We start from the raw sequence: 26,837 nt of genomic DNA on the forward strand, positions 1-26,837 counted from the left end.
GCTCAGCGGCGTGCGGCCTCCAAGCGGCGCACGTACAGCGTGTCGCCGTCCACGCCGCGCAGCGTCACGGTCAATGCCAGGCTGCGTCCGTCGATCTCGACCTCGCCGAAGAACTGGCTGCCCTCCGCCGGCGAGGTGTTCGCGCGCGGGGGAGCGGCGACGAAGTCGGCGCGCGGGCCGAAGGTGCCGTCGAGGGCGTTCGGCCCGAAGGCCCCGGCGTTGAGCGGGCCCGACACGAACTCCCAGAAGGGCTCGAAGTCGGTGAAGGCCGCCCGCTCGGGCGCGTAGTGGTGCGCGGCGGTGTAGTGGACGTCGGCGGTCAGCCACACGTGGTTGCGGATGCCCGCGCGGGCGATCTCGCGCAGCACCACCGCGATGTCGGCCTCGCGCCCCAGCGGCAGTCCGGGGTCACCCTGCGCGAGCCCCTCCTGGGCCGAGCCGTCGGGCACCACGAGGCCGATCGGCAGGTCGGCCGCGATCACCTTCCAGGTCGCGCGCGAGCGCTTCAGCGCCTCGACGAGCCAGGCCGTCTGGCGTCGTCCGAGCACCCCTCCGTCGGCGGACGACGCCGGCTCGGTGTTCGCGGTGTTCGGGTCCTTGTGCGAGCGCATGTCGAGCACGAACAGGTCGAGGTGCGGGCCGTGGTGGATGACGCGGTAGATCCGCCCCTCGGGGTCGGGGGAGGTGGCCGAGGCGGGCACGTACTCGTGGAAGGCCCGCCGGGCACGGGCTGCCAGCACGTCGACGCGCTTCTCGCTGTAGCGCGCGTCGTCCAGGATCTCGCCGGGGTACCAGTTGTTGGTGACCTCGTGGTCGTCCCACTGGTTGACCTGCGAGGTCTCGGCGAGGAAGGCGCGCCAGTTGTCGGCGAGCAGGTTGTAGCGGTACTGCCCGCGGAACTCCGCCAGGGTCTCGGCGACCTTGGACTTCTCGGGTGTGACGAGGTTGCGCCAGGTGCGCCCGTCGGGCAGAGCGACGGTCTCGCTCACCGGCCCGTCGGCGTACACGGTGTCGCCGCTGCAGAGGAAGAAGTCGGGACACCGCGCGCGCATGGCGTCGGCGATGCGGAACCCACCCAGCTCGGGATTGACCCCCCACCCCTGGCCGGCGATGTCGCCGGACCACAGGAAGCGCACGTCCTGCCCGCGAGCCGGGGCGGTGCGCAGGCGGCCGGCGGCGGGAGCGCTGACGGCGCGGTGGTGGTGCAGGTCGACGGCGCGCACGCGGTAGTGCAGGTCGATCCCGTCGGGCAGACCCCGCAGGTCGATGCGGCCGGTGAAGTCGGAGTCGGGACCCACCACCGGCCCGGGAACGGTGCGGCTGCGTCGGAAGCGCGGGTCGCGGCTGATCTCGGCGATCAGGCGGGCGGGACGGTCGCTGCGAGCCCACAGGGTGGCTGCGCCCGTGCGGACGTCCCCGGACTGCACCCCGGACGGCAGGAGCGGTCGGTCGCGGTGCACGAGGAGCGGGGAACCGGTGGCGGCGCCGGCACCGGCGATCCCGACGGCGGCTGCGCCGGCGCCGAGCCCCGCTGCGCCCTGCAGCAGGCGACGCCGGTCGAGCGCGGGGGAGGCGGCGGACGGGTCGGGGGGAGGGGTCACCGAGGAGGGGATGGCCGAGTCCATGGCCGCGACGCTGCCTTCCGCGAGCGAACGTCACGGCATCGGCCGGGAGAGGCGCCGGCGAAGCGCGGACGACGGTTCGGTGAACCTGGGCCGCTCTGGGAGAATGGGCGCACCATGGCGACCGCACCCACGAGCATCCCGCAGCCGGGACGCACCGACCCCGCGATCATCCGCAACTTCTGCATCATCGCGCACATCGACCACGGCAAGTCCACGCTGGCCGACCGCATGCTGCAGCTCACGGGCGTCGTCGACGAACGGGCCGCCCGCGCGCAGTACCTCGACCGGATGGACATCGAGCGGGAGCGCGGCATCACCATCAAGTCGCAGGCCGTGCGCATGCCGTGGACCGTCGCGGACGGCAACGAGGAGGGCGCCGAGCCGGGCACCTACATCCTCAACATGATCGACACCCCGGGCCACGTCGACTTCACCTACGAGGTCTCGCGCTCGCTCCAGGCCTGCGAGGCCGCCATCCTGCTCGTGGACGCGGCCCAGGGCATCGAGGCGCAGACCCTGGCCAACCTCTACCTCGCGATGGGCGCCGACCTCCACATCATCCCGGTGCTCAACAAGATCGACCTGCCGAGCGCGAACGTCGAGAAGTACGCGCTCGAGCTCGCCAACCTCGTGGGCTGCGAGCCCGAGGACGTGCTGCTCACCTCGGCCAAGACCGGTGTGGGCGTCGAGAAGCTGCTCAACGAGATCGTCAAGCAGACCCCCGCCCCCGTGGGCGACCCCGACGCCCCGGCGCGCGCGCTGATCTTCGACTCCGTCTACGACACCTACCGCGGCGTGGTCACCTACGTCCGCGTCGTCGACGGCAAGCTCACCCACCGCGACCGCATCAAGATGATGTCGAGCGGTGCCGTGCACGAGATGCTCGAGGTCGGCGTGATCAGCCCCGAGCCGCTCAAGGCCGGCGAGCTCGGCGTGGGGGAGACCGGCTACCTCATCACCGGCGTGAAGGACGTGCGCCAGTCGCGCGTCGGCGACACGGTCACCAGTCAGCACAACGGCGCCACCGAGGCGCTCGGCGGCTACGAGCACCCCAACCCGATGGTCTACGCGGGCCTCTACCCGATCGACGGCGACCAGTACCCCGAGCTGCGCGACGCGCTGGAGAAGCTCCAGCTCAACGACGCCTCGCTCACCTACGAGCCCGAGACCTCGGGCGCGCTGGGCTTCGGGTTCCGCTGCGGCTTCCTCGGCCTGCTCCACATGGAGATCACCCGCGAGCGCCTCGAGCGCGAGTTCAACCTCGACCTCATCTCCACCGCTCCCAACGTGGTCTACGAGGTCGTGATGGAGGACAAGAGCCGCCTCACGGTCACGAACCCGAGCGAGTACCCCGACGGCAAGATCGCCGAGGTGCGCGAGCCGGTCGTCAACGCAACGATCCTGAGCCCCTCGGACTACATCGGCACGATCATGGAGCTGTGCCAGAACAAGCGCGGCAACCTGCAGGGCATGGACTACCTCTCCGAGGACCGCGTCGAGATGCGCTACACCCTGCCGATGGGTGAGATCGCCTTCGACTTCTTCGACCAGCTCAAGTCCAAGACCAAGGGCTACGCCTCGCTGAACTACGAGTTCGCCGGCGACCAGGCCTCCGACCTCGTCAAGGTCGACATCCTGCTGCAGGGCGAGGCGGTCGACGCCTTCAGTGCGATCGTGCACAAGGAGGCCGCCTACAACTACGGCGTGATGATGGCCTCCAAGCTCAAGGAGCTCATCCCGCGCCAGCAGTTCGAGGTGCCCATCCAGGCCGCCATCGGCGCCCGTGTCATCGCTCGCGAGAACATCCGCGCGATCCGCAAGGACGTCCTCGCCAAGTGCTACGGCGGCGACATCAGCCGCAAGCGCAAGCTGCTCGAGAAGCAGAAGGAGGGCAAGAAGCGCATGAAGATGGTCGGTCGCGTGGAGGTGCCCCAGGAGGCCTTCGTGGCGGCGCTGGCCACCACCGGCCCGGCGGGCGACAAGCCGAAGAAGTAGATCGGCGGCCGGATACCTCCACGTCTCGGGTTTCGCTGCGCGCTGGTCGGAGATGCTCGCGGACAGCAGTCGTGAGGGGAAGTCCATGGGAGAACAGGTCAGCGTGTCCTACGCGGGCATGAAAGCGGTGCGAGCACTGCTGCGCGATCAGTCGGCAGCCGTCAGCGCGGTTGACGATTACCTGCGCGCGGCAGGCGCCTACGAGAGTTCCTGCTTCGACAAGGGGATCCTGTCGGCCTTCTCGGGTTCCTACGACGCCGCCACCGACGACATCTTCGCGTCCGTCTCGGCGGCGCGGTCGAGTTCGGTGCGCATCGTCGAGCGCATCAAGGACGCCGAGGACGATCTGCGTGCCATCGACGTGCGGGTCACCCAGAAGATGATCAAGCTCACCGAGGCGCAGGAGGACCTCATCCCTCCGTCGGTCGGAACCGCCGGGTCGTACCTCAAGATCGGCAGCGCCGAGCCCGAGCCCGATCCAGCGCCCAAGCACCGGCGCGATGTCGGGCCGAAGTCCGCGGCCGGCCTGATCGACGCCGCCGACGCCGCGGCCGGCATCCGCAACCACACCGGACGCATCCTCGACGGTCTCGGCACCCAGGGGGAGATCGACGAGTACCTGGAGGATCACGATGAGTGACGCCCTCCTGCTCGACCTGCTCGACCCCCAGAGCCGCCTCGTCGCGGTCGACAAGGGAAGCGGGAGCCTCGTCGAGGATCTCCGCGACGACTGTGGGGGGATCATCCAGGGGCTCGACTGGATCGTGCGGAAGTTCACCTCCTACGACCTGATCGCGATGATCTTCGACCCGATCTCCGGCGACTTCGCGGGCGTCGAGGCGCTCCAGGACGTGTGGCGAGCCGCCAGCGCGGCGATGGGCGACGTGGCTGGCAACTACGGTGCGCTCAGCCAAGCGCTTCCGAGCGTGTGGGAGGGCGACGCGGCCGCCTCTGCCGCCCACCGGATCCTGCGGATGGGCCAGGGCTTCGACGTCCAGCGCGAGGTCATGGAGCTCGGCGCCGCCTGCCTCGAGTGCATCCTCAACGCTGTCGAGGCCTGCTGCCAGGCGCTGGCCTCGTTGCTGAGCCTGATCGACGACCTCGCGCTCAAGCTGGTCGCCGGTGGGGTCGGTTGGCTGAAGGAGGTCGCGAGCGGAGGCGACACGATCCGCAAGATCATCCGCTACATCGAGGACGCCATCGGCCTGATCAGGGGGCTCGACCAGCTGATCCCCGAGGTCATCGGCAAACTGGCCGAGATCAGCGGCGCCCTGAAGATCATCGAGGCGGTCTTCGCCGGCCTCGCCGCAGCGACGAACGCCGGTCCCGGGCGTGACATCGACGACGTCACGGGCACGCTGTGAGCGACCCGGGCGACCTCACCCAGCTTCTCGCCCAGCTGCGCACGAGCACCGCCAGGGCACGTCAGGCGTCTGCCGCCTACGTGCAGCAGGCGCGTGAGATCCGGGAGTCGGCGGCGCGCGAGAGGTTGCGCACCAGATCCGAGCGCGACGAGGCGCTGAGAACCCTCCAGACCCGCGCCCGGTCGGGCGAGCTCGGCGAGCAGATGCGGCGCATCGCCGTCCGGGTCGATGAGGGCGACGCCAGCTGGGCCGACGTCTTCCGTGCGCGCGACACCTCGCCCGAGGCGCTCGCACTGCGCGAGACCGTGGGACGTGCCGGGGAGGAGTGGCGGCGCTCCCACGCCGCGCCCGACGCGCCCGAGGGTGACGCGGCCGGGCCACCGGACCCATCGGTGCGTGGCCGGTGAGCAGGCCACCCCTGCCGCCGATCACCGACCTCGGTGCCCTCGGACGGGCGTGGCGGGCGGAGTTCCGACGCATCCCCGCCTCCGGCATCAACGTGGCCGGCGGCCTCGCCGCGATCCTCGTGCTGTGGGCGGTGTACCTCTACCTCAGTGTCGCGGCCAGCTTCCACGGCGGCTGGCTGGCCGTCGTCGTGCTCCCTCCTGCCTGGCTGCTCGTGGCCCGAGGGTGGGCCTTCAGCCGCGCACCGCTGATGGGGGGCGGTCTCGTCGCCGCCGTCCTCTCGGTGTGCCTGCCGTGGTGGGCCGGCTGGTACTGAACGGCGTCGGCCTAGATTGGGCTCCATGTCGCCCGTGGCCCTTCCCGTGGGCTTCGCCGGGTTCGCCGACCGCGGGCCGCAGTGGGCGGAGTTCGTCGAGCAGGCGCCGCGCACCCTCGCCGGCCTGATCGCCGAATGGCGCCTGCGGGTGGACGGCGCGCCGACGCACGGGCGTTTCGCGGTCGTCGTCCCGGTGCTCACCGATGACGGCACCGCGGCCGCGTTGAAGCTCGGCTACCTCGACGAGGGCTCCGAGCACGAGGCGCTCGCGCTGCAGCACTGGCAGGGTCGGGGCTCGGTGGCGCTTCTGCGGGCCGCCCCGCGGCGCGGCGCGCTGCTGCTCGAGCGGCTGGAGGAGCGCGATCTCACCGACGAGTGGGACGTCGCCGCCTGCGAGGCCGTCGGCGCGCTCTACGCCGACCTCCACATCGCGCCCCCGCCCCGGCTGCGACGCCTCTCCCACCTATGCGGCCGGTGGGCCGCGCGCCTGCGCGAGCTGCCGCGGTCGACGCCCCTCCCGCCGCGGCTGGTCGAGCAGGCCGCCCACGTCGCGGAGGCGTTCGCCACCGATCCCGCCACCGACGCCCACCTGCTCCACGGCGACCTGCACTACGGCAACGTGCTGGCCCAGGGGGATCCTCACGACGAGGGTCAGTGGCTCGCGATCGACCCCCGACCGCTGGCGGGCGATCCGCACTTCGAGCCGGCACCCTTGCTCTGGCACCGCTTCGACGAACTGGCGGGTGACGTCCGCGACGGGCTGCGGCGGCGCTTCCACGCCGTCGTCGACGCCGCCGGGCTCGACGAGGACAGGGCCCGCGACTGGGCCGTCCTCCGCGCCGTGATCGCCGGGCTCGGTGGCCTGGAGGGCGGCTCGATCCCGCTCACCGCCCGTCAGGATCTGTGGCTCACCACCTGCGTCGCCATCGCCAAGGCCGTGCAGGACTGACGCGCTCGCCCGCGACGCCCACCGGCGGCTGCGAGGATGGGCCCATGAGCGCCACCGGCCCCCGGATCGTCAGCGTCAACACCGGTCGCATCGCCGAGGTCGAGTGGGACGCCGCCGGCCGCACCGCGATCGACAAGCGCCCCGCCCCGGGGCGGGTGCGCGTGGGCGAGCTGGGGCTCGAGGGCGACGAGATCGCCGACACCCGCCACCACGGCGGCGTCCACCAGGCCGTGTACGCCTACGCGCAGGAGGACCTCGCGTTCTGGGAGGCCGAGCTCGGGGAGCCGATCGAGCCCGGCACCTTCGGCGAGAACCTCACCACGGCCGGGCTCGACCTCAACGCGCTCGAGGTCGGCGCGCACCTGCGCGTCGTCCCCGCCGAGGGCGATCCCGAGGACGGCGCGCTGCTCGAGGTCGCCAGCGTGCGCACGCCCTGCAACGACTTCAGGGCTTGGATGGGCGTGAGCGGCTACCGCACCCGCGGCTTCGTGAGGAGGTTCACCGAGGTGGCCCGCCCCGGCCCCTACTTCCGGGTGCTCGAGACCGGCACGGTGGGTGTGGGCGACGGCCTCGAGGTGGTGCACACGCCGGGCCACGGGGTCACCGTGCACCAGATGTTCGTGGCCCTGCACACCGACCGTTCGCAGCTGCTCAGCCTGCGGGAGGTGGCGGGACTCCCGCCCAAGATCCAGCAGAAAGTCGATCGTTTCGTCTTGGAGACGGGGACGTTGCTACCGCCGTCACCAGGCGTGATCTAAGTTACGGGCACCAGTCGGTCTCGGACGAGCAGGCAGGAGTGCCATGCCCATCAATCACGACACCAGTTTCCTCACCAACCTTCCCCAGAACTTCGCCATCGCATTCTGGGAGCGGGTCGAGGCGAGCGGTCCACGCGAAGCCTTCCGCTACCCACGCGGTGAAGCATGGGAATCGGTGACGTGGCGGCAGGCGGGCGATCGCGTCCGCGAGCTCGCCGCGGGCCTCCTCGCGCTCGGTCTGCAGCAGGAGCAGCGCGTCGGCATCGCCTCGGGCACGCGCTACGAGTGGATCATCGCCGACCTCGCGGTCGTGTGCGCCGGAGGCGCCACCACCACGGTCTACCCGACCACCGGGGGAGCCGACACCGCCTACATCCTGGGCGACTCCGAGAGCCGCATCGTCTTCGCCGAGGACGCCGAGCAGCTCGCCAAGCTGCAGGAGTTCCGCGACCAGCTGCCCGAGCTGAGCAAGGTCGTCACCTTCGACGCCTCGCTGGCCGACGGCGACTGGGTGATCTCTCTCGACGACCTCGCCGCCCTGGGCGAGACCTACCTCGGCGAGCACCCCGGTGCCATCGAGGACGTCGCCAAGCAGATCCAGCAGGACCAGCTCTGCACCCTCATCTACACCTCGGGCACCACCGGCAAGCCGAAGGGCGTGCGCACGCTGCACCGCGGGTGGGTCTTCGAGGGCGCCGCCATCAAGGCCCAGGGCATCCTCAACGAGGACGACCTGCAGTTCCTCTGGCTGCCGATGGCACACTCGTTCGGCAAGGTGCTGCTCTCCACGCAGCTCGCCTGCGGTTTCGCCACGGCGATCGACGGCCGCGTCGACAAGATCATCGACAACGTCGCGATCGTGAAGCCCACCTTCATGGGTGCCGCGCCGCGCATCTTCGAGAAGGCCTACGCCCGCATCGTCACGATGACGGCCTCCGAGGGCGGCCTGAAGGAGAAGATCTTCAACCAGGCCTTCGCCGTGGGCACCAAGGTCGACGAGCTCACCCTCGCCGGCAAGTCGGTGCCGCTGCCTCTCAAGCTGCAGCACGGCCTGTTCGACAAGCTGGTCTTCAGCAAGGTGCGCGACCGCTTCGGCGGCCGGATCAAGTTCTTCATCTCCGGCTCCGCGGCCCTCAACGCCGACATCGCCCGCTGGTTCCACGCCGCCGGCCTGCTCATCATCGAGGGCTACGGCATGACGGAGAACTCCGCCGGTGCCACGGTCAACCACCCCGACGCCTACAAGCTCGGCACCGTGGGCCTGCCGATGCCGGGCACCGAGGTGCGCATCGGCGACGGTGGGGAGGTGCAGCTCAAGGGTCCGCACGTCATGGCCGGTTACCACAACCGACCCGACGCCACCGCCGAGGCCTTCACCGAGGACGGCTGGCTGCGCACCGGCGACAAGGGCGAGCTCGACGCCGACGGCTTCCTCACCATCACCGGCCGCATCAAGGAGCTCTTCAAGACCTCGGGCGGCAAGTACATCGCCCCGCCGGCGATCGAGGCCAAGTTCAAGGTCCTGTGCCCCTACGTCAGCCAGTTCATGGTGTTCGGCGCCGAGCGCAACTTCGTCTCGGCGCTCATCACCCTCGACCCCGACGCCATCGCGGGATGGGCGGCCGAGAATGGCAAGGCCGGCGCGTCCTACACCGACCTGGTGCGCGACCCTGCCGTCCTCGAGATGGTCGGCGGTTACGTCGACGAGCTCAACGGGCAGCTCAACCGGTGGGAGACCATCAAGAAGTGGCAGCTGCTCGACCACGACCTCAGCATCGAGTCGGGTGAGCTCACGCCGTCGATGAAGGTCAAGCGCAACGTCGTGGAATCCAACAACAAGGAGCTCATCGACAGCTTCTACAGCTGAGCCAGCTGCGATCTGGCACGAGCAGCACGGCCCGCCCCGTCGGCGCGGACCCTGCGGCTGCGAGGATGGTGAGGTGCCGTCCGCGCTGCCCGAGGGGGATCCCGCACCCGCCGACGGGGCGTTGCCGTCCTCGGCCCTGGCCGAGCTGGGCGCGCGCCCGTTCGGCGTCTACCTGCACGTGCCGTTCTGCAGGGTGCGCTGCGGCTACTGCGACTTCAACACCTACACCGCCGACGAGCTCGGTCTCGGCGTCTCCCGCGCCTCCTACGCCGACCAGGTGATGGCCGAGATCGACCTCGCGCGGCGTGTGCTCGGCTCCGAGGCGCCCACGGTCGCCACCGTCTTCGTCGGCGGCGGCACGCCGACCCTGCTGCCGCCCGACCACCTCGCCCGCATGCTCGGCGGCGTGCGCGAGGCCTTCGGCCTGAGCGCGGACGCCGAGGTCACCACCGAGGCCAACCCCGACTCCGTGGACGACGCCTCGCTGGCCCGCCTGCGCGAGGCCGGCTTCACCCGCATCTCCTTCGGCATGCAGTCGGCCGTGCCGCACGTGCTCGCCACCCTCGACCGCACCCACGACCCCGAGCGGGTGCCGCGCGTGGTCGAGGCGGCCCGCGCGGCCGGCTTCGAGCAGGTGAGCCTCGACCTGATCTACGGCACGCCGGGGGAGAGCGGCGCCGATTGGGCGGCCACGATCGCGGCCGCGCTGGCCTGCGGCCCCGACCACGTGTCGGCCTACGCCCTCATCGTCGAGGACGGCACCGCCCTGGCCCGCCAGGTGCGTCGCGGCGAGGTGCCCGCCCCCGACGACGACGACCTCGCCGACAAGTACCTCCAGGTCGACGAGGCGCTCACCGCAGCCGGCCTCGACTGGTACGAGGTCAGCAACTGGGCCGTGGACGACGCCGCCCGCTGCCGCCACAACATCGGCTACTGGACGGGTGGTGACTGGTGGGGGCTCGGCCCGGGCGCGCACGGCCACGTCGGCGGCGTGCGCTGGTGGAACGTCAAGCACCCGGTCGCCTACGCCGACCGGCTGGCCGGAGGCACCAGCCCGGCGCTGGCGCGCGAGGTGCTCGACGACGAGACCCGCCTCGTCGAGCGCGTGCTCCTCGAGTCGCGCCTGCGCACGGGGCTCCCGGCGGAGTTGCTCGACCGCCTCCCGGGTGCCGAGGCGCAGGTCCCCCGACTGGTCGACGACGGCCTCGTGGAGCCGACGACACCCGGTGGGCCGCTCGTGCTCACGCTGCGCGGTCGACTGCTGGCCGACGCCGTCGTCCGCGCGCTGGTGCCGTGACGCGTCCCTCGGTGCGGGACGTCCTTTCGGCATTCACCTGGAGTTTCTTCTAAGGTAGGCCCGCTACTGGGGTTTCGGTTCGAGCACGGAGGAGGCAGGCGTGGGCCAGGTCATCGGCTACGTCCCGGGTGTCTACGACCTCTTCCACGTGGGGCACCTCAACGCGCTGCGCCAGGCCCGCCCGCACTGCGACATCCTCGTCGCCGGCGTGGTCGCCGACGAGGTCTGCCTGCAGACCAAGGGCGTGCAGCCCACGGTGCCGCTGGTCGAGCGGCTCGAGATCGTCGAGGCGATCGGCATCGTCGACCGGGTCTACGCCGAGCGCACCACCTCGAAGACCGACTCGTGGCGCGAGATCGGCTTCCACCGGGTGTTCAAAGGCGACGACTGGAAGGGCACCGCGAAGGGCGATCGGCTGGAGGCCGAGATGGCCGCCGTGGGTGTGGAGGTCGTCTACTTCCCCTACACGATCCAGACCTCGTCGACGGCGCTGCGCGAGGCGCTCGGCACCCGCGGGGTCTCGTGAGCGACGTCGTCTCCGACGACGGGCTGCTGGTGCCGGCGGGCGATCGCCCGCTGCTCGTCGAGATCGGCGGGTACTACGTCTGGTCCACCACGCCCGACCGTGACGGCCGCCCGGCCTCCGGCGGCGTCCTGGTGCCCTGGCCCGAGGTGCTCCGGCCCCACCTGGTGGGCACCGGGCGCGTGCGCGTGGCCACGGTCGAGGGGGATCTCGTCGTCCACGACGACGAGGTGGTGCTCGGCGGCGGTGACGGCCCGCTCGAGATCGTCGACCGGCGCGGGCGACGCCTGAGCGTCGACAAGGTCGGTCACCTGACCCGGTCATTCGCCGACACCGACGAGGCCATCCGCGAGGAGATCCTGGCGGGTACGCGTCGGGCCATCGACGACCTCCACGAGCACGCCGGGGTGGCCGCCTACCTCAACTACGGCGCACTGCTCGGCGCCATCCGTGAGGGCCGCATGCTGGCCCACGACTCCGACACCGACCTGTGCTACCTCTCGCCGCACGACCAGCCGGCCGACATCATCGCCGAGTCGTACCGCATCACGCGTGCCATGCGTGCGCGCGGCTGGAACGTGCTCCGGATGTCGGGCGGCGACGTCAAGCTGCTCCTCCCGCTGAGCGACGGCGGGGTGTGCCACATCGACGTCTTCGTCGCCTTCCACCTCGGCGGCACCTTCTACCAGCTGGGCAACCGCAGCGGTCACCTGCCGCGCGAGGCGATCGTGCCGTTCTCGACCATCGAACTGCACGGCCACGAGTTCCCGGCCCCGCGCGACCCCGAGGCGATGCTCGCCTTCCTCTACGGGCCGAACTGGCGCACTCCCGACCCGTCGTTCCGCTACGCCGATCCGGTCGACGGCGTGCGCCGCCTCGACGGCTGGCTGCGCGGCTGGCGCACCGACATGGGCAGCTGGACGGAGTTCTTCGCCCCGCCGGGCGTGCTCCGCGTCGAGCAGACCCCGTCGCCGTTCGCGCAGTGGGTCGAGCCGCAGCTCGGCGACCTCCCGGTCGTCGACATCGGCTCCGGCACCGGGCGCGACGCCATCGGCTTCGCCCGGAGCGGGCGGCGCGTGCTGGCGCTCGACCACTCGCGCGGCTCGGTCGCCCTCGTCCGGCGTCGCGCCCGCCGGGCCAAGGTGCAGCTCGCCGCCGAGCAGATCATCCTGGGCGAGCTGCGCTCGACCCTCACGTGGGGAACCCAGCTCGCCCGCGACCCGCACCACCTCTACGCCCGCGACCTCCTCGGCTGCCTCGAGGAGGAGGCCACCGAGCAGTTCTGGCGCCTGGCCCGCCTCGCCCTGCGCCCCGGCGGCGGCCGCCTGTTCCTGGAGTTCGCGGCCCGGACCCCCACCGCCCGCGCCGTGGACGACGAGCTGGCGCCGCTGGTGCGACGCCTCGACCCCGACGACGTCCGCGCCGCGATCGAGCGCACGGGCGGTGTCGTCGAGCACCTCGAGGTGCGGCCCGGTCACGACATGCTCGGGCACCCCGATCCGGCCGTGTGCCGCATTCGTGCCGCCTGGCCGCCGGCTCCCGGCGCGAGGCTCGTCGCGCCTCCCGCCGCCGAACATCCCGTCCCCGCGGCACCACCCCCCACCGATCCCAGCCCCAGCGAGGAGCGAGCATGACGAGCAGCGAGCACGAGGGCCGCCTGCGGCGCTTCGCCAAGGAGCACCTGCCGGAGTCGGTGGTCCACCGCATCCAGGGGGGCGAGAACCCTGCGGTCGGCGAGGCCCGCACCCTGCGCGCACGCGTGCGCGCGCTGGAGGCCGAGGTGCAGGAGAACCGTCAGCTCAACCGCCGCATCGCCGAGCTCACCGACCTCGTCGTCGAGCTGCTCGTGCCCCTCGAGGCCCGCGACACCGCGCGCGTCGAGGAGGTCCTGGAGAAGTACCGCCAGGGTCTGTGAGCCCCGCCGCTCGCCGCTCGCGCCCGGCCGTCCGGGCGAGGGGGCCGATCAGACGAACCGGTCGGCTCAGCCGACCGTGACGAAGTCGATCAGCTCCTCGACCCGGCCGAGCAGCTCGGGCTCGAGGTCGGCGTAGGAGTCGACGCGTCCGAGGATGTGGCGCCAGGCGCGGGCGATGTCGGCCTGGTCGCGGTGCGGCCAGCCGAGGTGCTGGCACACGCCCTTCTTCCACTCGATGCTGCGCGGGATCGTCGGCCAGCGCTCGAGCCCCAGCCTGGCGGGCTTCACCGCTTGCCAGACGTCGATGAAGGGGTGGCCCACGATCCGCACGTGCCCGCCGTGCGGCCCGCGCAGGATGCCGGCGGCGATGCGCGACTCCTTCGAGCCGGCCACCAGGTGGTCGACCAGCACGCCGACGCGACGCTCGGGGCCGGGCTTGAAGTCGCGCAGGTGGTCGGCGAGGTCGTCGACGCCGCCGAGGTACTCCACCACCACGCCCTCCAGGCGCAGGTCCTCGCCCCACACCTTCTCGACCAGCTCGGCGTCGTGGCGGCCCTCCACGAAGATCCGGCTGGCGCGGGCCACCCGCGCCGCGGCCCCGTGGACGGCGAGGGAGCCGCTCGCCGTGCGGGTGGGCGCCTTCGGTGCGCTCGCTCGCACCGGGGCGGTGAGGATGACCGGCTTGCCCTCGAGCAGGAAACCGGCGCCGAGCGGGAAGGTGCGACGCTTGCCGCGGCGGTCCTCGAGGGTGAGCGTGTCGAGGTCCCGCTCCACGGCGACGATCTCGCCGCACCAGTCCGTGGTGACCTCCTCGACCACGAGGCCGAGATCGGCGGGGGTCTCCACCGCGCGCCCGCGGCGCGGTGCCGACCAGTCACCGGACAGGACGTCAGAGCCGTAGCGATCCACGTCGCAGGAGCCTAGGCGTCGCCCGCCATCGGGAGGCGGCGACGCGCCTGCGGCGAGGTCAGCAGCGCTGCGCGGACGGCGGCGGCCACCACGTCGTCCGGGAAGGGCCAGGTGCCGCGCCGCACGACGTCGTCCACGCTCGCGCCGGCGTGCAGCAGCTCGCGGATACCCTCGCCGACGGCGCGGATGTCGTCGCACTGCTGCTCGACGAATCCACGATCGACCAGCGCCCCGTGCCCCGGGACGACGACGGTGCCTCCTGTGACGAGGGTGAGCACGAGGTCCAGCGTCGACGCCCACTCCAGCGGGTAGGAGTCGTCGCCGTAGGCGGGGGGCGCCGACTCCTCGAGCAGGTCGCCGGCGAGGACGACGTCGGCGTCCGGCACGCGTACGACGAGGTCGCCCCCGGTGTGGCCGCGGCCGAGATGCACCAGCTCGACCTGGCGGTCGTCGAGGTCGATCACCGCGGCGCTGGAGAAGGTGACGTCCGCCGCGACGATGTCGGTGGCGACGACCTCGCCCGCGCGGGCGTCGCCCGACGCGGCGGCGTCCGCGTGCTCACGCTTCGCCCGCTCGCCGGCCGGGCGGGTGCGCGCGGCGGCGGTGTCGGTGGCGTGGACCGGCACGCCGGGGTGACGGGCGAGCACCGCGCCGTTGCCGAAGGTGTGGTCGAAGTGCTCGTGGGTGTTGACCGCCGCGACGAGCCGCCGATCGGGGGAGGCGAGGCGGCCGAGTGCGTCGAGCACCTCCTCGCCGGCGACCCGGGACCCGTGGGGGTCGACCAGCACCAGGCCACGATCGCCCGCGATCGCGGTGACGTTGAGGTCGAGCCACGGGTGGCGCAGCACCCAGACGCGATCGGCGATCTCGGTGAAGTCGGTCACGTGCCGACGGTAGCCGCCCGAGCCCGCCGCGGAATCCTCAGCCCGCGTCGACCAGGAGGGCGTCGCGGAGCAGCACGCCCAGGTCGGCGGGGTCGGCGGCCTCCCGCCCGAACGGGATCCAGCACTCGTCGGCACCGTCGCGGGTGACCCACCGCACGACCAGGCCGGTGGCCCGCAGGTCGGCGAGCCGGGCCCCGACGATCTCCTCGATGCCTCGTCCGAGCCGGGCGGCCACCGCGCGACGCAGCTCGGCGTGGTGGTGGTCGCCGGCGTGCTCGGCGGTGCGCTGCAGGTAGCCGCGGTTGAGGCGCAGCCCGGGATCGGAGAACTCGGACAGCGGCACGATCGCCGCGCTGCCCGGCTCGGACCGGCGCGCCAGCATGGCGCGCTGCGGCGTGAGGGCGATCTGCACCCACTGCTCCTCGCAGCACTCGCAGGTGCGCGTGCACGCGGGCTCGAGGAAGCCGCACAGGTGCAGCAGGGCGTCGCGCTCGACACCGTCGTCGCCGCCGAGGCCGCTGTGCAGCGTGAGGACGGCGCCCCGGCGCTCCCGCGCGGCCGTCGCCAGCGCGGAGTCGGCGGGCACGGTGAGCACGGGGCGGCCGTCGGCGTCCTGGAGTCGCAGCTCGTCGTCGGCGAAGCCGTCGGTGAGGTCGTCGACGCCGTCGACCACGAGGTGCGCCTCGCGCGGGCACGACACGATGCTGCGGGCCGCGACCGCGAGGGAGCGGGCGGGGGAGTCCGGGCGGGACGGCGCGGAAGAGGACATCGGTGTGGCTCCTGTGGGGGTCGGGGGCGGGGACGGTGGCCCTCGCATTCACCAAGGCAAGGCTTGCCTAACTGTATGTCGCGATGCGACGGAAGGGAAGTGTCGAGGGGCCCGACGTCACCGTTGCCGCGCACCCCGGCGGTAGGCTTGGCACTCGCGGGAATCGAGTGCCAGGGCCCCGCGAGCACGGATGCGGCGAGGAGGTGGAGATGCAGGAGGAACGACGCCTGGCCGTCCTGCGCGCGATCGTCGAGGACTACGTGGCCACCGAGGAGCCGGTGGGCTCCAAGTCGCTCGTCGAGCGCCACCAGCTCAACGTCTCGCCCGCCACCATCCGCAACGACATGGCCGCGCTGGAGGAGGAGGGCTACCTCCACCAGCCCCACACCAGCGCGGGGCGGGTCCCCACCGACAAGGGCTACCGGCTGTTCGTCGACCGGCTCTCCACGGTGCGCCCGATGTCCTCGGCCGAGCGCCGGGCGATCTCGAGCTTCCTCGACGGCGCGGTCGACCTCGACGACGTCGTCCACCGCTCGGTGCGGCTGCTCTCGCAGCTCACCCGCCAGGTCGCTGTGGTGCAGTACCCCACGCTGTCGCGCTCGACGGTGCGCCACATCGAGCTCGTCGCCCTCACCCCCTCGCGCCTGCTGCTCGTGCTGATCCTCAGCACCGGCCGCGTCGAGCAGCGGCTGGTCGAGCTCGACACCGAGCTGGCCGACGACGACCTCGCCGCGCTGCGCTCGCGGATCAACCTGGCCGCCACCGGCGAGCTGATCGCGGACGCCGTGGCGGCGTTGCAGGCGCTGGCGCCGCGGGCCGCCGAGCCGGCGTCCGAGCAGGAGGCGGGGGCGGTGCTCGACCCCGCGGCCGCCGTGGTCGAGACGCTGGTGGAGGCGATGAGCGACCACCGCTCCGACGAGCGCATCGTCGTCGGCGGAACGGCCAACCTCGCGCGCTACGGCGACAGCTTCGATACGGCGGTGCGCCCGCTGCTCGAGGCGCTTGAGGAGCAGGTGGTGCTCCTCAAGCTGCTCGGCGAGGCCACCAGCGGCGGCGCCGTGACGGTGCGCATCGGCACGGAGGGCCCCTACGAGGAGCTCTCCTCCACGAGCGTGGTCGCCACCGGCTACGGGCCCGGCGACGCGCTGGCCTCCCTGGGCATCGTGGGCCCGACCCGAATGGACTACCCCGGAACGATGGCGGCGGTGCGCGCGGTCGCGCGCTACGTCTCCCGCATCCTCGACGAGAGCTGAGAAGAGAACCGTGAGTCAGGACCTCTACGAACTGCTCGGCGTCAGCCGTGACGCCGATGCCGACGCCCTCAAGAAGGCGTACCGCAAGCTGGCGCGCCAGCTGCACCCCGACGTCAACCCGGACCCGGAGAGCCAGGAGCGGTTCAAGCAGGTCTCGGCCGCCTACGAGGTGCTCTCCGACCCCCAGAAGCGGGCGGCCTACGACCGCGGTGGCGACCCGTTCGCGGGCGGTTTCGGCGGGGGCCAGGGCGCGGGCTTCTCCTTCAGCGACATCATGGACGCCTTCTTCGGCGGGCAGGGCGGCCCGGGCGCGGGCGGCCGGGGTCCGCGCTCACGGCAGCGCCGCGGCCAGGACGCCCTCATCCGGCTCGAGGTCGACCTCGCCGAGGCCGCCTTCGGCGTCGCCCGCGAGCTGAAGGTCGACACCGCCGTGCGCTGCACCACCTGCGACGGCGACGGCACGGCGCCGGGCAGCGAGCCCATCACCTGCGAGACCTGCCAGGGCGCGGGCGAGGTGGCACACGTGCAGCGATCCTTCCTCGGCGAGATCCGCACCCTGCGCCCCTGCGCGGCCTGCCGCGGTTACGGCTCGATCATCCCGGACCCCTGCCGCGACTGCGCCGGTGACGGTCGGGTGCGCTCGCGGCGCACCCTCACGGTCAAGATCCCCGCCGGCGTCGACACCGGCACCCGCGTCCAGCTCTCCGAGCAGGGTGAGGTCGGGCCCGGAGGCGGCCCCGCGGGCGACCTCTACGTCGAGATCAACGTGCTGCCCCACCCGGTCTTCGAGCGCCACGGCAACGACCTGCACTGCACGGTGTCGGTGCCGATGACGGCGGGTGCCCTCGGCACCACCATCACCCTCCCGACCCTGGAGGCCGACCTCGAGCTCGAGGAGTCCGCGGAGCCGGTCGAGAGCAGCTTCCAGCTGCCCGTTCCGGCCGGCACCCAGTCGGGTCACCAGGTGGTGCTGCGCGACCGGGGTGTCCCCGGTCTGCGCGGCGGGCGCGGCTCGCTGATCGTCACGATCGCCGTCGAGACGCCCACCAAGCTCGACGCCCGCCAGCAGGAGCTGCTGCGCGAGCTCGCCACCCTGCGCGGCGAGGAGCAGCCCACCGGCGACGTGCGACCGGCCCACAAGTCGGTGTTCGGTCGCCTCCGCGACGCCTTCACCCACTGAGCGGGCGCTCGCGGTGACGCTGCCCCAGCACCTCGTCCCCGACCTCGCGGGCGTCGCTCCCGGCGCGACGGTGACGGTGGAGGGCGACGAGGCGCACCACGCCGTCGTCGTCCGCCGACTGCGGCAGGGCGAGCGCCTGCAGCTGAGCGACGGGCGGGGTCGCGTCGTCCTCGGCACGATCGCGGCCACCGCGAAGCGCACCCTCGACGTCACCGTCGAGGAGGTCGTCGACCACCCGGAGCCGGTGCCGCGCATCACCGTGGTGCAGGCCCTGCCCAAGGGGGATCGCGGCGAGCTCGCCGTCGAGGTGCTCACCGAGATCGGTGTCGCGCGCATCGTGCCGTGGGCCGCTGAGCGGAGCGTGGCCGTCTGGAAGGGCGAGCGGGCGGCCAAGTCGCTCGCGCGCTGGCGCTCGACGGCTCGGGAGGCGGCCAAGCAGTCGCGCCGCGCGTGGCACCCCGAGGTCACCCCCATGGCCGGCACCGACGAGGTGGTCGCACTCCTCGAGGCGGCCGAGGCGGGCGTCGTCCTGCACGAGGACGCCGCGACCCCGCTCTCCGAGATCGCCCTGCCGCCGACTCCGGGCACGGGCGCGGGCATCGCGATCGTCGTCGGTCCCGAGGGCGGCCTCAGCGACACCGAGGTCGCCCGGCTCGCTCAGGCCGGCGGCGTCCCGGTGCGCCTCGGCACGGAGGTGCTGCGCACCTCGACCGCGGGTCTCGCCGCCGCATCGGCCCTCCTCGCCCGCACCCCCCGCTGGGGCGGCTGAGCCCTACGGGCCGATCGGCTCAGCGCACGACGATGGTGCGGGTGTCGACGTCCGGTCCGCCGCCCTCGCCGGACGACGGGTCGTCGGTGGCCACCACGAGCCGGTAGCGCCCCGGCCTCAGGCTGCTGACGTCGATCCGCGTCGTCCAGGGATAGAGCCGATCGACCCAGCCGGCGGCGTTCGAGTACCCCGTCAGCAGCACCGCGCCGGCGTCGTCCTCGATCCTCCACGGCACCGTGGCCTCGAAGGAGCTCGCACGCCCGGAGGCGGTGAACACGTCGTCGACCTGCGCCCCCTCGGCCGGCGCGGTGATGCTGGCGAGGGCGAGGACGTCGAGCTCCGGCTCGCTGCCGAGCCCGGGGCCCACGGTGACGCCGAGCAGCGTCGTGACGGGCCGGCCGTCGACCTCCGCCCGCACCGGGAGGCCGCGACCGGCCGGCCCGGCCGCCGAGCGCAGCGTGTACACCAGCTGCTGCACCGCCAGCGAGGCCTGCCCGGGGGTGAGGCCCGCGGCCTGCGTCCAGGTGTCGTCGGCCAGGCCGACCACGAAGGCGCCGTCGCGCAGCTCCACCGAGGCGAAGCGACCGGTGGGCCACAGGCTGCGGTAGTCGGGATCGCCGGGGGAGCGTCGGCTCGCGGGCGCCGCGAGCAGGTCGGCGGCGCCGACGAGTCGGTCGTCACCCGGAATCCGGTGCAGCTCGGGGTAGAGCCGCTCGCCCCGCGGCGTGTCGCCGACCAGGTACACCGCGGTGACGGTGCCCGGCCCGTCCGTCGCCGTGGACGACGCCGCACTGCCGCCGGCTCCGCCGCCCGTCCTGCCGCCCGTCCCGTCGTCGCCGTCCGCCGAGGTGCTCGCGGACGACGACGGGCTCGCCGCCGGGGTCGGATCGCCGGAGGCCTCGCACCCGCTCAGGACCAGCAGCAGGCCCAGCAGCGCAGCGGCCCACGCGGCGGGGAGCAGCGCCCGACCGGGTCGGGGGAGTCGTCGCGCGGGGGGTGCGGACCTCGGTGCCGGAGACGCCATGGGCCCATCATCGCGCCGGATCGGCCTCCGGCGCGGGAGCGCGGGGCCCTAGCCTGGGGTGGTGAGCACCCCGTCAACCGATCCCGAGTGCCTGTTCTGTCGCATCGTCGCCGGCGAGATCCCCGCCGAGATCGTGCACGAGGGCGAGCGCACCGTCGCCTTCCGCGACATCGCCCCGCAGGCGCCGACGCACGTGCTGGTCGTGCCCCGCGCCCACACGCCCAACGCGCCCGCGACCGCCGAGGACGACGCCGCCGCCTTCGCCGAGATCGCCCTCACCGCCCGCACCGTGGCGCGGGCCGAGGGCCACGAGGACTTCCGCATCGTCTTCAACTGCGGGGCCGGCGTCGGCCAGACCGTCTTCCACACCCACGCCCACGTGCTCGCGGGCCGGCCGATGGGCTGGCCCCCGGGCTGAGCCGCGGTGATCCGGGCGGGCGGCGAACCCGATGGGCGGGCGTGGGCGGCTCCCGTAGCATGGTGGGGTCCCCGTGACCGATCAGGAAGGCCGCCCGCTCCGGGCACCGATGTCAGAGAGCAACCCCCAGACACCCGCCCATGGCGCCGGTCGCCGCACCGTCACGGTGCCCACCAGCATCGACATGGTCACCCTCTTCGGTCCTGCCGACGAGCACCTCGCGATCATCGAGCGTCACGCCGGTGTCGAGGTGCACGTGCGCGGCAACCGCATCACGCTCGCGGGTGAGCCGTCCGACATCCGCCTCGCCGAGCGGGTGATCGACGAGCTCGTCGCGATCCTGCGCACCGGCCAGGGCATCACGCCCGAGGTGGTCGAGCGGGTGGAGTCGATGCTGCGCGCCGAGACGGCGACCTCCGAGCGCCCCGCCGACGTGCTGTCGCTGAACATCCTCAGCAACCGCGGTCGTTCGATCCGCCCGAAGACGCTCAACCAGAAGCGCTACGTCGAGACCATCGACGCGCACACGATCACCTTCGGCATCGGCCCGGCGGGCACGGGCAAGACCTACTTGGCCATGGCCAAGGCGGTGCAGGCCCTGCAGGCCAAGCAGGTCACGCGCATCATCCTCACGCGCCCGGCTGTCGAGGCGGGCGAGCGGCTGGGCTACCTGCCCGGAACCCTGAGCGAGAAGATCGACCCCTACCTGCGTCCGCTCTACGACGCGCTGCACGACATGCTCGACCCCGAGTCGATCCCGAAGCTGCTGGCGGCGGGCACCATCGAGGTCGCGCCGCTGGCCTACATGCGAGGTCGCTCGCTCAACGACTCCTTCATCATCCTCGACGAGGCGCAGAACACCACGCCCGAGCAGATGAAGATGTTCCTCACCCGCCTCGGGTTCGGCTCCAAGATCGTCGTCACCGGCGACGTCACCCAGGTCGACCTCCCGTCGGGCACCACCTCGGGCCTGCGCATCGTCGAGCAGATCCTCGACGGCGTGGAGGACCTCGCGTTCGTGCGCCTCACCGCCGGCGACGTCGTGCGCCACAAGCTGGTGGCCAGCATCGTGGCCGCCTACGACGACTTCGACGCGCGCCGCGAGGCCGCCCGCGAGGCCCGCGCCCAGCAGTCGGGTCAGCAGTCGGGTCAGGGAGACCAAGCATGAGCATCGAGATCCTCGACGAGTCGGGCTCCGGTCTCGACGTCGAGCACTTCTCCCGGCTGGCCCGCTTCGTGATGGACCGCATGCGCGTCCACCCCCAGGCCGAGTTGTGCATCAAGGCTGTCGACGAGCCCACGATCGCCGAGCTCAACGAGAAGTGGATGGAGAAGGAGGGCCCCACCGACGTCCTGGCCTTCCCCATGGACGAGCTGCGCCCCGGCCTGGTGAACGAGGAGCCCGAGGAGGGTGTCCTCGGTGACCTCGTGCTGTGTCCCACGGTCGCCGAGCGCCAGGGCGAGGCGGCCGGTCACGGCACGCTCGCCGAGCTCGAGCTGCTCACCACCCACGGCATCCTGCACCTCCTCGGCTACGACCACGCCGAGCCGGAGGAGCACGCGGTGATGTTCGGCCTGCAGGACCAGCTGCTCGCCCAGTGGCGCGCGGTCGACGAGGCGCCGGAGCCCTCCGGCCCCGCCGACTGAGCCGGGGCCACCGGTGATCTCCGGCAGCGTGGCGCCCCTCGGCGTCGCGGCCGTGCTCGTCGTCCTCGCGGGACTGTTCGCGGCCGCCGACGCTGCCATCGCGGGCTTCTCGCGTGCGCGGGCCCAGGAGATGGTGCAGGAGGGCCGCTCCGGTGCGGTCCGGCTCATCGCGGTGCTGGACGACGCCCGGCGCCACCTCAACACCGCTCTGCTGCTGCAACTGCTGTGCGAGATCGCGGCCATCGTGGTCGTCACCCTCTACATCGACGAGCGCGTCGACGGCTCGTGGTGGGCGCGCGGCGGCTTGGCCCTGGGCATCATGCTCGTGGTGTCGTTCGTGGCGATCGGCGTGGCTCCGCGCACCGTGGGGCGCCAGCACGCCGAGCGGGTCGCGGTGCTGGCCGCCTGGCCGCTCACGGCGCTCACCACCGTGCTCGGGCCCCTGCCCAAGCTGCTGATCCTGGTGGGCAACGCGATCACGCCGGGTCGCGGTTTCCGCGAGGGACCGTTCCAGACCGAGACCGAGCTGCGTGAGCTCGTCGACATCGCCGAGGCCTCCGAGCTGATCGAGGCCGACGAGCGGCGCATGATCCACTCGGTCTTCGAGTTCGGCGACACCACCGTGCGCGAGGTGATGGTGCCGCGCGGCGAGGTGGTGTTCATCGAGGCGCACAAGAACCTGCGCCAGACCCTCTCGCTGTTCCTGCGCTCGGGCTTCTCACGGGTGCCGGTGATCGGGGAGAACCTCGACGACGTGCGCGGCATCGCCTACCTGAAGGACGTCGTGCGCCGCGACTTCGAGGCGCCCGACGTCGAGCTGACCCAGCGCGTCGAGGAGATCATGCGCCCGGTGCACTGGGTGCCGGAGTCGAAGCCGGTCGACGACCTGCTGCGCGAGATGCAGGCGCGTCGCCAGCACGTGGCGGTGGTCGTCGACGAGTACGGCGGCACGGCCGGCCTCATCACCATCGAGGACCTCCTCGAGGAGATCGTCGGGGAGATCACCGACGAGTACGACGTCGCCGAGGTGGAGGTCGAGCGGCTCGGCCCGGACGACGACAGCCCGGTGCGGGTGCCCGCGCGCTACCCCGTCGACGACCTCGACGAGATCTTCGGCCCCGAGGTGCGCATCGAGGAGGAGGACGTCGACTCCGTCGGCGGCCTGCTCGCCAAGCACCTCGGACGGGTGCCGATCGCCGGCTCGTGGGTCGAGGCCCACGGCCTGCGCTTCGAGGCCGAGCAGGCGGCGGGACGCCGCAACCGCATCGGCACCGTCCTCATCTCCCGCGTCGTGCCGGCCGACGACGGCGAGGTCGACGCGCCCCGCTGACGCCTCTCGTGCGGCCTCCGGTGCGGCCTCCGGTGCGGCTCAGACGCCGGGGACGATGCGCAGGTCGCGCACCGCGCCGCCATCGAGCGCGGCCAGCGCCTCCTGGTAGGCGGGGGAGTCGTGGGCGGCGATCGCGGCCTCGCCGCTGTCGAACTCGATGAGCACGGTGCGCTGCTCCAAGCCGTGCTCGTAGGTCTTCTCCGGCAGCCCGCGGGCGATGAAGCGCCCGCCGGCGGCGGTGATGGCCGGCCCGGCCAGCTCGGCGTAGGCGGCCAGCTTGTCGGCGTCCAGGACCTCGCGGTAGTTGCTCACCCAGTAGGCAGTCATGCCGCCATCCTGCCGCACGGCCGGGTCCGCGATACTCGGGGTCATGAATGCCTCCGGCCCCGCCGACCTGTCCACCGAGGACGCCAAGCTGGTGACCCTCGCCCGGGCCACGCGCGCCCGCATCGGTGCCGCGGAGGGCGCGGCCGCGCGCGACACCGATGGCCGCACGTACGCCGCTGCTACGGTCGACCTGCCCTCGCTGCGCCTCAGCGCCGTGCACGCGGTGGTGGCCATGGCGGTCGCCTCGGGGTCCGCCGGGCTCGACGCCTGTGTGCTGCTGGGGGAGGCCTCCGCCCTCGCGGACGACGACGCCGCGGCCCTGGGCGACGTGGCCGGCCCGGAGGGGGTCGTCGTCCACCTCGGCGACGCCCGGGGTCGGGTGGCCGCGACCACGCGGGTGACGCGCGCCGGGGAGTAGCCCGCCTCCCGCGGGCGCGGGCGTCACGGTCGTCGAGGGCCCCCGTCTGGGCCTCCCGACGCGGGGTAGCCGCTCTGGTGAGCCCTCACCGGGCCGCAATGCGCACGTGATCCGCGAGGAGTAGGTTCCCCCCATGAGTCGACCGCCCATCGCTCTACCGCCCCGTGAGGCGCACGAGATCGCCGTTCGGCGCCTCGCCGAGTCCTACACCGAGATCCCCCCGGGGAGTCCCGTCCGCCTGGCCAAGCGCACGACCAACCTGTTCCGCACCCGCGCAGTCAGCCGGGCTCCCGGTCTCGACGTCAGCGGTCTCGACGGCGTCATCGAGGTGATGCCCGACGCGCCCGACGGTCCCGTCGTCGACGTCCAGGGCATGTGCACCTACGAGCGCCTCGTCGAGGCGACCCTGCCGCACGGCCTCATCCCCTACGTCGTGCCGCAGCTGCGCACTATCACCCTCGGCGGTGCCGTCACCGGCCTCGGCATCGAGTCCACGAGCTTCCGGCGCGGGCTGCCCCACGAGTCGGTGGTGGAGATGGACGTCTTCACCGGCGCCGGCAAGGTGGTCACCACGCGGCCCGGCGACGCGCTGTTCGACGCCTTCCCCAACTCCTACGGCTCGCTCGGCTACGCCACCCGCCTGCGCATCCGGCTGCTGCCGGTGCCCGGCTTCGTGTCGCTGCGCCACGTGCGCTTCGACGACGGCGCCGCCGTGGTCGCCGCGATCGAGCGGATCTGCGCCGAGAACGCCTGGGAGGGCGAGGAGGTCGACGGCCTCGACGGCGTGTCCTTCGGCCCCGGGGAGCACGTGCTCACGCTCGCGCGTTTCACCGACGAGCCCGGCCCCACCTCTGACTACACCGGCACGCAGGTGTTCTTCCGGTCGCTGCAGACCCGCAGCACCGACCGGCTCACGATGCACGACTACCTGTGGCGCTGGGACACCGACTGGTTCTGGTGCTCCGGCGCCTTCGGTGCCCAGCACCCGCTCGTCCGCCGCGTCTGGCCGCGGCGGCTGCGGCGCTCCGACGTCTACATGAGGCTGCTCCACCTCGACCAGCGCTTCGGCATCGCCGACCGCCTCGACGACCGCGCCGGCCGCCCGCGCCGCGAGCGCGTCGTCCAGGACGTCGAGGTGCCGGTCGAGCAGCTCCCGACCTTCCTCGACTGGTTCGACCGCGAGGTCGGGATGCGGCCGGTGTGGCTGTGCCCACTGGTCTCCACCGGCGCCCACGACGGCGGGCAGTGGCCCGTCTACCCCCTGGAGCCCGGTCGCGTCTACGTGAACATCGGCTTCTGGGGCACCGTCCACGTCGGCCCGGAGGCCCCCGAGGCGCCGAGGAATCGCGCGATCGAGGAGAAGGTCAGCGAGCTCGGCGGCCACAAGTCGCTCTACTCCGAGGCCTACTACGACCGCGCCACCTTCGAGGCGCTCTACAACACCGCGGCGCTCGACGCCGTCAAGCGCGAGCACGATCCCGACGACCGACTGACCACCCTCTACGACAAGGCGGTGAAGAGCCGATGAGCAACCAGCGCGCCCCCCGCGGCATCGCTCCGACGATCGCATCCCTGTTCCCCGACGGCCTCCCGCTCTCGCTGCGCGCCTACGACGGCTCGAGCGCCGGACCCTCCGACTCGCCCTACGGCCTGGAGCTGGTGCGCGAGCGCGGCCTCTCCTACATCATGACCGCGCCCGGGGACCTCGGCCTCGCCCGCGCCTACGTGGCGGGCGACCTGGTCCTGCACGGCGCGCACCCCGGCGACCCCTACGAGGCGTTCTCGCTGCTGAAGGACTCCACCGACTTCGGCGTCCCGGGCCCGCTCGAGCTCATCAATGTGGTGCGCAGTTTGGGGCTCAGCCACCTGCTGCCGCCCGCGCCGCCCCCGCAGGAGCACCTGCCCACCTGGCGCCACCGACTCGAGGGCCTGCGCGGCCTCGGCGTCGGGCTGGGCCTCGGACGCCACTCCCACGAGCGCGACGCCGAGGCCATCCACCACCACTACGACGTCTCGAACACCTTCTACGAGTACGTGCTCGGCCCTTCGATGACCTACACCTGCGCCGTCTTCCCCGACGAGGGCGCGAGCCTCGAGGAGGCCCAGGAGCACAAGTACGAGCTCATCAGCCGCAAGCTCGACCTGAAGCCGGGGCAGCGGCTGCTCGACCTCGGCTGCGGCTGGGGCGGCATGGTGCGGCACGCCGCGAAGCACCACGGCGTGAAGGCGCTCGGCGTCACGCTCTCGCGCGAGCAGGCCACCTGGGCCCAGGAGGAGATCAAGCGCCAGGGTCTCGACCACCTCGCCGAGGTGCGCCACCTCGACTACCGGCGCATCGAGGAGGGCGACTTCGACGCCATCAGCTCGATCGGGCTCACCGAGCACATCGGCGTCGACAACTACCGGCCCTACTTCGCCTTCGCCCACGACAAGCTGAAGCCGGGCGGGCGCATGCTCAACCACTGCATCACCCGCCACGACAACATCAGCCGCTCCACCGGTGCCTTCATCGACCGCTACGTCTTCCCCGACGGCGAGCTCGCCGGGTCCGGCACGATCGTCAGCGCCGCCGAGAACGCCGGCCTCGAGGTCCAGCACCACGAGAACTTCCGGCTGCACTACGCCCGCACGCTCGCCGGCTGGTCGCGCAACCTCGCCGAGAACTGGGACGCCTGCGTCGCCGAGACCGACGAGGGCACCGCCCGCGTGTGGGGCCTCTACATGGCCGGCTCGCGCATCGCCTTCGAGCGCAACGAGATCCAGCTGCACCACGTGCTCGCCACCAAGACCGTGGACGGAGACAGCGCCTACCCGCTGCGCCACGACTTCGGCGTCTGAGCACGTCGCGGACGACGGTCGCACCCCCGCCCCGGCTCCCGTGCGGATGCCGGGGCG

28 protein-coding genes are annotated in these 26,837 nt (G+C 72.5%); 22 read left to right on the top strand and 6 right to left on the bottom strand.

The window, feature by feature from the left end; translation table 11 throughout:
* Nucleotides 1-2: 2 nt before the first annotated feature.
* Nucleotides 3-1,625 carry an alkaline phosphatase gene (locus ACERUN_RS11765; protein WP_370290156.1) on the bottom strand — a complete coding sequence of 541 codons (1,623 nt, stop codon included), beginning with the start codon at nt 1,623-1,625 and terminating at the stop codon, nt 3-5.
* Between the two features lie 114 nt (nt 1,626-1,739).
* Here ACERUN_RS11765 and lepA point away from each other — a divergent pair, with 114 nt between their 5' ends.
* From lepA to ACERUN_RS11825, 12 genes are all read left to right on the top strand, one after another.
* Nucleotides 1,740-3,620: a translation elongation factor 4 gene (gene lepA, locus ACERUN_RS11770; protein WP_370290159.1), complete on the top strand. Its 1,881-nt coding sequence runs from the start codon at nt 1,740-1,742 to the stop codon at nt 3,618-3,620.
* Nucleotides 3,621-3,672: 52 nt separating this feature from the next.
* On the top strand, nt 3,673-4,260 hold the full coding sequence (locus ACERUN_RS11775; protein WP_370290161.1) for a hypothetical protein: 588 nt from the start codon (nt 3,673-3,675) through the stop codon (nt 4,258-4,260).
* Nucleotides 4,253-4,984, top strand: coding sequence for a hypothetical protein (locus ACERUN_RS11780; RefSeq protein WP_370290162.1), 732 nt, complete (start codon nt 4,253-4,255; stop codon nt 4,982-4,984). Before ACERUN_RS11775 ends, ACERUN_RS11780 begins: the two co-directional genes overlap by 8 nt.
* Nucleotides 4,981-5,391 carry a hypothetical protein gene (locus ACERUN_RS11785; protein ID WP_370290163.1) on the top strand — a complete coding sequence of 137 codons (411 nt, stop codon included), beginning with the start codon at nt 4,981-4,983 and terminating at the stop codon, nt 5,389-5,391. Before ACERUN_RS11780 ends, ACERUN_RS11785 begins: the two co-directional genes overlap by 4 nt.
* Nucleotides 5,388-5,705: a hypothetical protein gene (locus ACERUN_RS11790; protein WP_370290165.1), complete on the top strand. Its 318-nt coding sequence runs from the start codon at nt 5,388-5,390 to the stop codon at nt 5,703-5,705. The genes ACERUN_RS11785 and ACERUN_RS11790 overlap by 4 nt, the downstream gene beginning before the upstream one ends.
* Nucleotides 5,706-5,730: 25 nt before the next feature.
* Complete coding sequence (locus ACERUN_RS11795) at nt 5,731-6,654, top strand: aminoglycoside phosphotransferase family protein (protein ID WP_370290166.1); 924 nt, start codon at nt 5,731-5,733, stop codon at nt 6,652-6,654.
* A 44-nt stretch (nt 6,655-6,698) separates the two neighbouring features.
* Nucleotides 6,699-7,412 (top strand): MOSC domain-containing protein, encoded by a 714-nt coding sequence (locus ACERUN_RS11800; RefSeq protein ID WP_370290167.1) that lies wholly within the window; start codon nt 6,699-6,701, stop codon nt 7,410-7,412.
* Nucleotides 7,413-7,455: 43 nt separating this feature from the next.
* Nucleotides 7,456-9,279 (top strand): long-chain fatty acid--CoA ligase, encoded by a 1,824-nt coding sequence (locus tag ACERUN_RS11805; protein ID WP_370290168.1) that lies wholly within the window; start codon nt 7,456-7,458, stop codon nt 9,277-9,279.
* Nucleotides 9,280-9,352: 73 nt separating this feature from the next.
* Entirely contained in the window at nt 9,353-10,576 is a 1,224-nt protein-coding gene (hemW, locus tag ACERUN_RS11810; RefSeq protein WP_370290169.1) for a radical SAM family heme chaperone HemW, read from the top strand.
* Nucleotides 10,577-10,676: 100 nt separating this feature from the next.
* The gene (locus ACERUN_RS11815) at nt 10,677-11,102 is read left to right on the top strand and encodes an adenylyltransferase/cytidyltransferase family protein (protein ID WP_370290171.1); all 426 of its coding nucleotides are present in this window, start codon (nt 10,677-10,679) and stop codon (nt 11,100-11,102) included.
* Nucleotides 11,099-12,733 (top strand): methyltransferase domain-containing protein, encoded by a 1,635-nt coding sequence (locus ACERUN_RS11820; protein ID WP_370290172.1) that lies wholly within the window; start codon nt 11,099-11,101, stop codon nt 12,731-12,733. Before ACERUN_RS11815 ends, ACERUN_RS11820 begins: the two co-directional genes overlap by 4 nt.
* Entirely contained in the window at nt 12,730-13,014 is a 285-nt protein-coding gene (locus ACERUN_RS11825) for a DUF6752 domain-containing protein (RefSeq protein ID WP_370290173.1), read from the top strand. The genes ACERUN_RS11820 and ACERUN_RS11825 overlap by 4 nt, the downstream gene beginning before the upstream one ends.
* Before the next feature lie 66 nt (nt 13,015-13,080).
* Here the strand turns inward: ACERUN_RS11825 and ACERUN_RS11830 are convergent, their stop codons facing one another.
* Genes ACERUN_RS11830 through ACERUN_RS11840 form a run of 3 tightly spaced genes read right to left on the bottom strand, consistent with a single transcriptional unit; the run spans nt 13,081 to nt 15,576 of the window.
* Nucleotides 13,081-13,923, bottom strand: a complete 843-nt coding sequence (locus tag ACERUN_RS11830) for a DUF3097 domain-containing protein (protein ID WP_370290174.1) — start codon at nt 13,921-13,923, stop codon at nt 13,081-13,083.
* Nucleotides 13,924-13,934: 11 nt separating this feature from the next.
* The gene (locus ACERUN_RS11835) at nt 13,935-14,807 is read right to left on the bottom strand and encodes an MBL fold metallo-hydrolase (protein WP_370290175.1); all 873 of its coding nucleotides are present in this window, start codon (nt 14,805-14,807) and stop codon (nt 13,935-13,937) included.
* 37 nt (nt 14,808-14,844) lie between these two features.
* Nucleotides 14,845-15,576 carry a hypothetical protein gene (locus tag ACERUN_RS11840; RefSeq protein ID WP_370290176.1) on the bottom strand — a complete coding sequence of 244 codons (732 nt, stop codon included), beginning with the start codon at nt 15,574-15,576 and terminating at the stop codon, nt 14,845-14,847.
* Between the two features lie 209 nt (nt 15,577-15,785).
* Between ACERUN_RS11840 and hrcA the strand changes: the two genes are divergently transcribed.
* The 3 genes from hrcA to ACERUN_RS11855 are packed head-to-tail and all read left to right on the top strand — an operon-like array spanning nt 15,786 to nt 18,778.
* Nucleotides 15,786-16,829 (top strand): heat-inducible transcriptional repressor HrcA, encoded by a 1,044-nt coding sequence (gene hrcA, locus ACERUN_RS11845; RefSeq protein WP_370290177.1) that lies wholly within the window; start codon nt 15,786-15,788, stop codon nt 16,827-16,829.
* A 10-nt stretch (nt 16,830-16,839) separates the two neighbouring features.
* Nucleotides 16,840-18,009 carry a molecular chaperone DnaJ gene (gene dnaJ / locus ACERUN_RS11850; protein WP_370290178.1) on the top strand — a complete coding sequence of 390 codons (1,170 nt, stop codon included), beginning with the start codon at nt 16,840-16,842 and terminating at the stop codon, nt 18,007-18,009.
* A 13-nt stretch (nt 18,010-18,022) separates the two neighbouring features.
* A complete protein-coding gene (locus tag ACERUN_RS11855) occupies nt 18,023-18,778 on the top strand; it encodes a 16S rRNA (uracil(1498)-N(3))-methyltransferase (RefSeq protein ID WP_370290179.1) in 756 nt (251 codons plus the stop codon).
* A 19-nt stretch (nt 18,779-18,797) separates the two neighbouring features.
* Here the strand turns inward: ACERUN_RS11855 and ACERUN_RS11860 are convergent, their stop codons facing one another.
* Entirely contained in the window at nt 18,798-19,802 is a 1,005-nt protein-coding gene (locus tag ACERUN_RS11860) for a Gmad2 immunoglobulin-like domain-containing protein (RefSeq protein WP_370290180.1), read from the bottom strand.
* 61 nt (nt 19,803-19,863) lie between these two features.
* Between ACERUN_RS11860 and ACERUN_RS11865 the strand changes: the two genes are divergently transcribed.
* The 4 genes from ACERUN_RS11865 to ACERUN_RS11880 all read left to right on the top strand — a co-directional run bounded on the left by ACERUN_RS11865 (nt 19,864) and on the right by ACERUN_RS11880 (nt 23,197).
* Nucleotides 19,864-20,220, top strand: coding sequence for an HIT domain-containing protein (locus ACERUN_RS11865; protein ID WP_370290181.1), 357 nt, complete (start codon nt 19,864-19,866; stop codon nt 20,218-20,220).
* A 109-nt stretch (nt 20,221-20,329) separates the two neighbouring features.
* A complete protein-coding gene (locus ACERUN_RS11870; protein WP_370290182.1) occupies nt 20,330-21,388 on the top strand; it encodes a PhoH family protein in 1,059 nt (352 codons plus the stop codon).
* Nucleotides 21,385-21,867 (top strand): rRNA maturation RNase YbeY, encoded by a 483-nt coding sequence (ybeY, locus tag ACERUN_RS11875; RefSeq protein ID WP_370290183.1) that lies wholly within the window; start codon nt 21,385-21,387, stop codon nt 21,865-21,867. The genes ACERUN_RS11870 and ybeY overlap by 4 nt, the downstream gene beginning before the upstream one ends.
* Nucleotides 21,868-21,880: 13 nt before the next feature.
* The gene (locus ACERUN_RS11880) at nt 21,881-23,197 is read left to right on the top strand and encodes a hemolysin family protein (RefSeq protein ID WP_370290184.1); all 1,317 of its coding nucleotides are present in this window, start codon (nt 21,881-21,883) and stop codon (nt 23,195-23,197) included.
* 39 nt (nt 23,198-23,236) lie between these two features.
* On the opposite strand, the gene ACERUN_RS11885 is transcribed toward ACERUN_RS11880, so the two are convergent.
* Entirely contained in the window at nt 23,237-23,524 is a 288-nt protein-coding gene (locus ACERUN_RS11885) for a DUF1330 domain-containing protein (protein ID WP_370290185.1), read from the bottom strand.
* A 43-nt stretch (nt 23,525-23,567) separates the two neighbouring features.
* On the opposite strand from ACERUN_RS11885, the gene ACERUN_RS11890 reads away from it, so the two are divergent.
* The 3 genes from ACERUN_RS11890 (at nt 23,568) to ACERUN_RS11900 (ending at nt 26,780) form a co-directional block, all read left to right on the top strand.
* Entirely contained in the window at nt 23,568-23,942 is a 375-nt protein-coding gene (locus ACERUN_RS11890; RefSeq protein ID WP_370290186.1) for a cytidine deaminase, read from the top strand.
* 133 nt (nt 23,943-24,075) lie between these two features.
* Nucleotides 24,076-25,470: an FAD-binding oxidoreductase gene (locus tag ACERUN_RS11895; protein WP_370290187.1), complete on the top strand. Its 1,395-nt coding sequence runs from the start codon at nt 24,076-24,078 to the stop codon at nt 25,468-25,470.
* Nucleotides 25,467-26,780 (top strand): class I SAM-dependent methyltransferase, encoded by a 1,314-nt coding sequence (locus ACERUN_RS11900; protein WP_370290188.1) that lies wholly within the window; start codon nt 25,467-25,469, stop codon nt 26,778-26,780. The genes ACERUN_RS11895 and ACERUN_RS11900 overlap by 4 nt, the downstream gene beginning before the upstream one ends.
* Nucleotides 26,781-26,837 lie beyond the last annotated feature (57 nt).

This window comes from Nocardioides sp., assembly GCF_964229035.1.
GTDB lineage: Bacteria > Actinomycetota > Actinomycetes > Propionibacteriales > Nocardioidaceae > Nocardioides.

What these genes read in the sequence shown, in the direction of transcription:
- ACERUN_RS11765 (WP_370290156.1), bottom strand. Translation starts at nt 1,625, where the DNA reads ATGGACTCGGCCATCCCCTCCTCGGTGACCCCTCCCCCCGACCCGTCC.
- lepA (WP_370290159.1), top strand. Translation starts at nt 1,740, where the DNA reads ATGGCGACCGCACCCACGAGCATCCCGCAGCCGGGACGCACCGACCCC.
- ACERUN_RS11775 (WP_370290161.1), top strand. Translation starts at nt 3,673, where the DNA reads ATGCTCGCGGACAGCAGTCGTGAGGGGAAGTCCATGGGAGAACAGGTC.
- ACERUN_RS11780 (WP_370290162.1), top strand. Translation starts at nt 4,253, where the DNA reads ATGAGTGACGCCCTCCTGCTCGACCTGCTCGACCCCCAGAGCCGCCTC.
- ACERUN_RS11795 (WP_370290166.1), top strand. Translation starts at nt 5,731, where the DNA reads ATGTCGCCCGTGGCCCTTCCCGTGGGCTTCGCCGGGTTCGCCGACCGC.
- ACERUN_RS11800 (WP_370290167.1), top strand. Translation starts at nt 6,699, where the DNA reads ATGAGCGCCACCGGCCCCCGGATCGTCAGCGTCAACACCGGTCGCATC.
- ACERUN_RS11805 (WP_370290168.1), top strand. Translation starts at nt 7,456, where the DNA reads ATGCCCATCAATCACGACACCAGTTTCCTCACCAACCTTCCCCAGAAC.
- ACERUN_RS11825 (WP_370290173.1), top strand. Translation starts at nt 12,730, where the DNA reads ATGACGAGCAGCGAGCACGAGGGCCGCCTGCGGCGCTTCGCCAAGGAG.
- ACERUN_RS11840 (WP_370290176.1), bottom strand. Translation starts at nt 15,576, where the DNA reads ATGTCCTCTTCCGCGCCGTCCCGCCCGGACTCCCCCGCCCGCTCCCTC.
- hrcA (WP_370290177.1), top strand. Translation starts at nt 15,786, where the DNA reads ATGCAGGAGGAACGACGCCTGGCCGTCCTGCGCGCGATCGTCGAGGAC.
- ACERUN_RS11860 (WP_370290180.1), bottom strand. Translation starts at nt 19,802, where the DNA reads ATGGCGTCTCCGGCACCGAGGTCCGCACCCCCCGCGCGACGACTCCCC.
- ACERUN_RS11870 (WP_370290182.1), top strand. Translation starts at nt 20,330, where the DNA reads ATGTCAGAGAGCAACCCCCAGACACCCGCCCATGGCGCCGGTCGCCGC.
- ybeY (WP_370290183.1), top strand. Translation starts at nt 21,385, where the DNA reads ATGAGCATCGAGATCCTCGACGAGTCGGGCTCCGGTCTCGACGTCGAG.
- ACERUN_RS11885 (WP_370290185.1), bottom strand. Translation starts at nt 23,524, where the DNA reads ATGACTGCCTACTGGGTGAGCAACTACCGCGAGGTCCTGGACGCCGAC.
- ACERUN_RS11890 (WP_370290186.1), top strand. Translation starts at nt 23,568, where the DNA reads ATGAATGCCTCCGGCCCCGCCGACCTGTCCACCGAGGACGCCAAGCTG.
- ACERUN_RS11895 (WP_370290187.1), top strand. Translation starts at nt 24,076, where the DNA reads ATGAGTCGACCGCCCATCGCTCTACCGCCCCGTGAGGCGCACGAGATC.
- ACERUN_RS11900 (WP_370290188.1), top strand. Translation starts at nt 25,467, where the DNA reads ATGAGCAACCAGCGCGCCCCCCGCGGCATCGCTCCGACGATCGCATCC.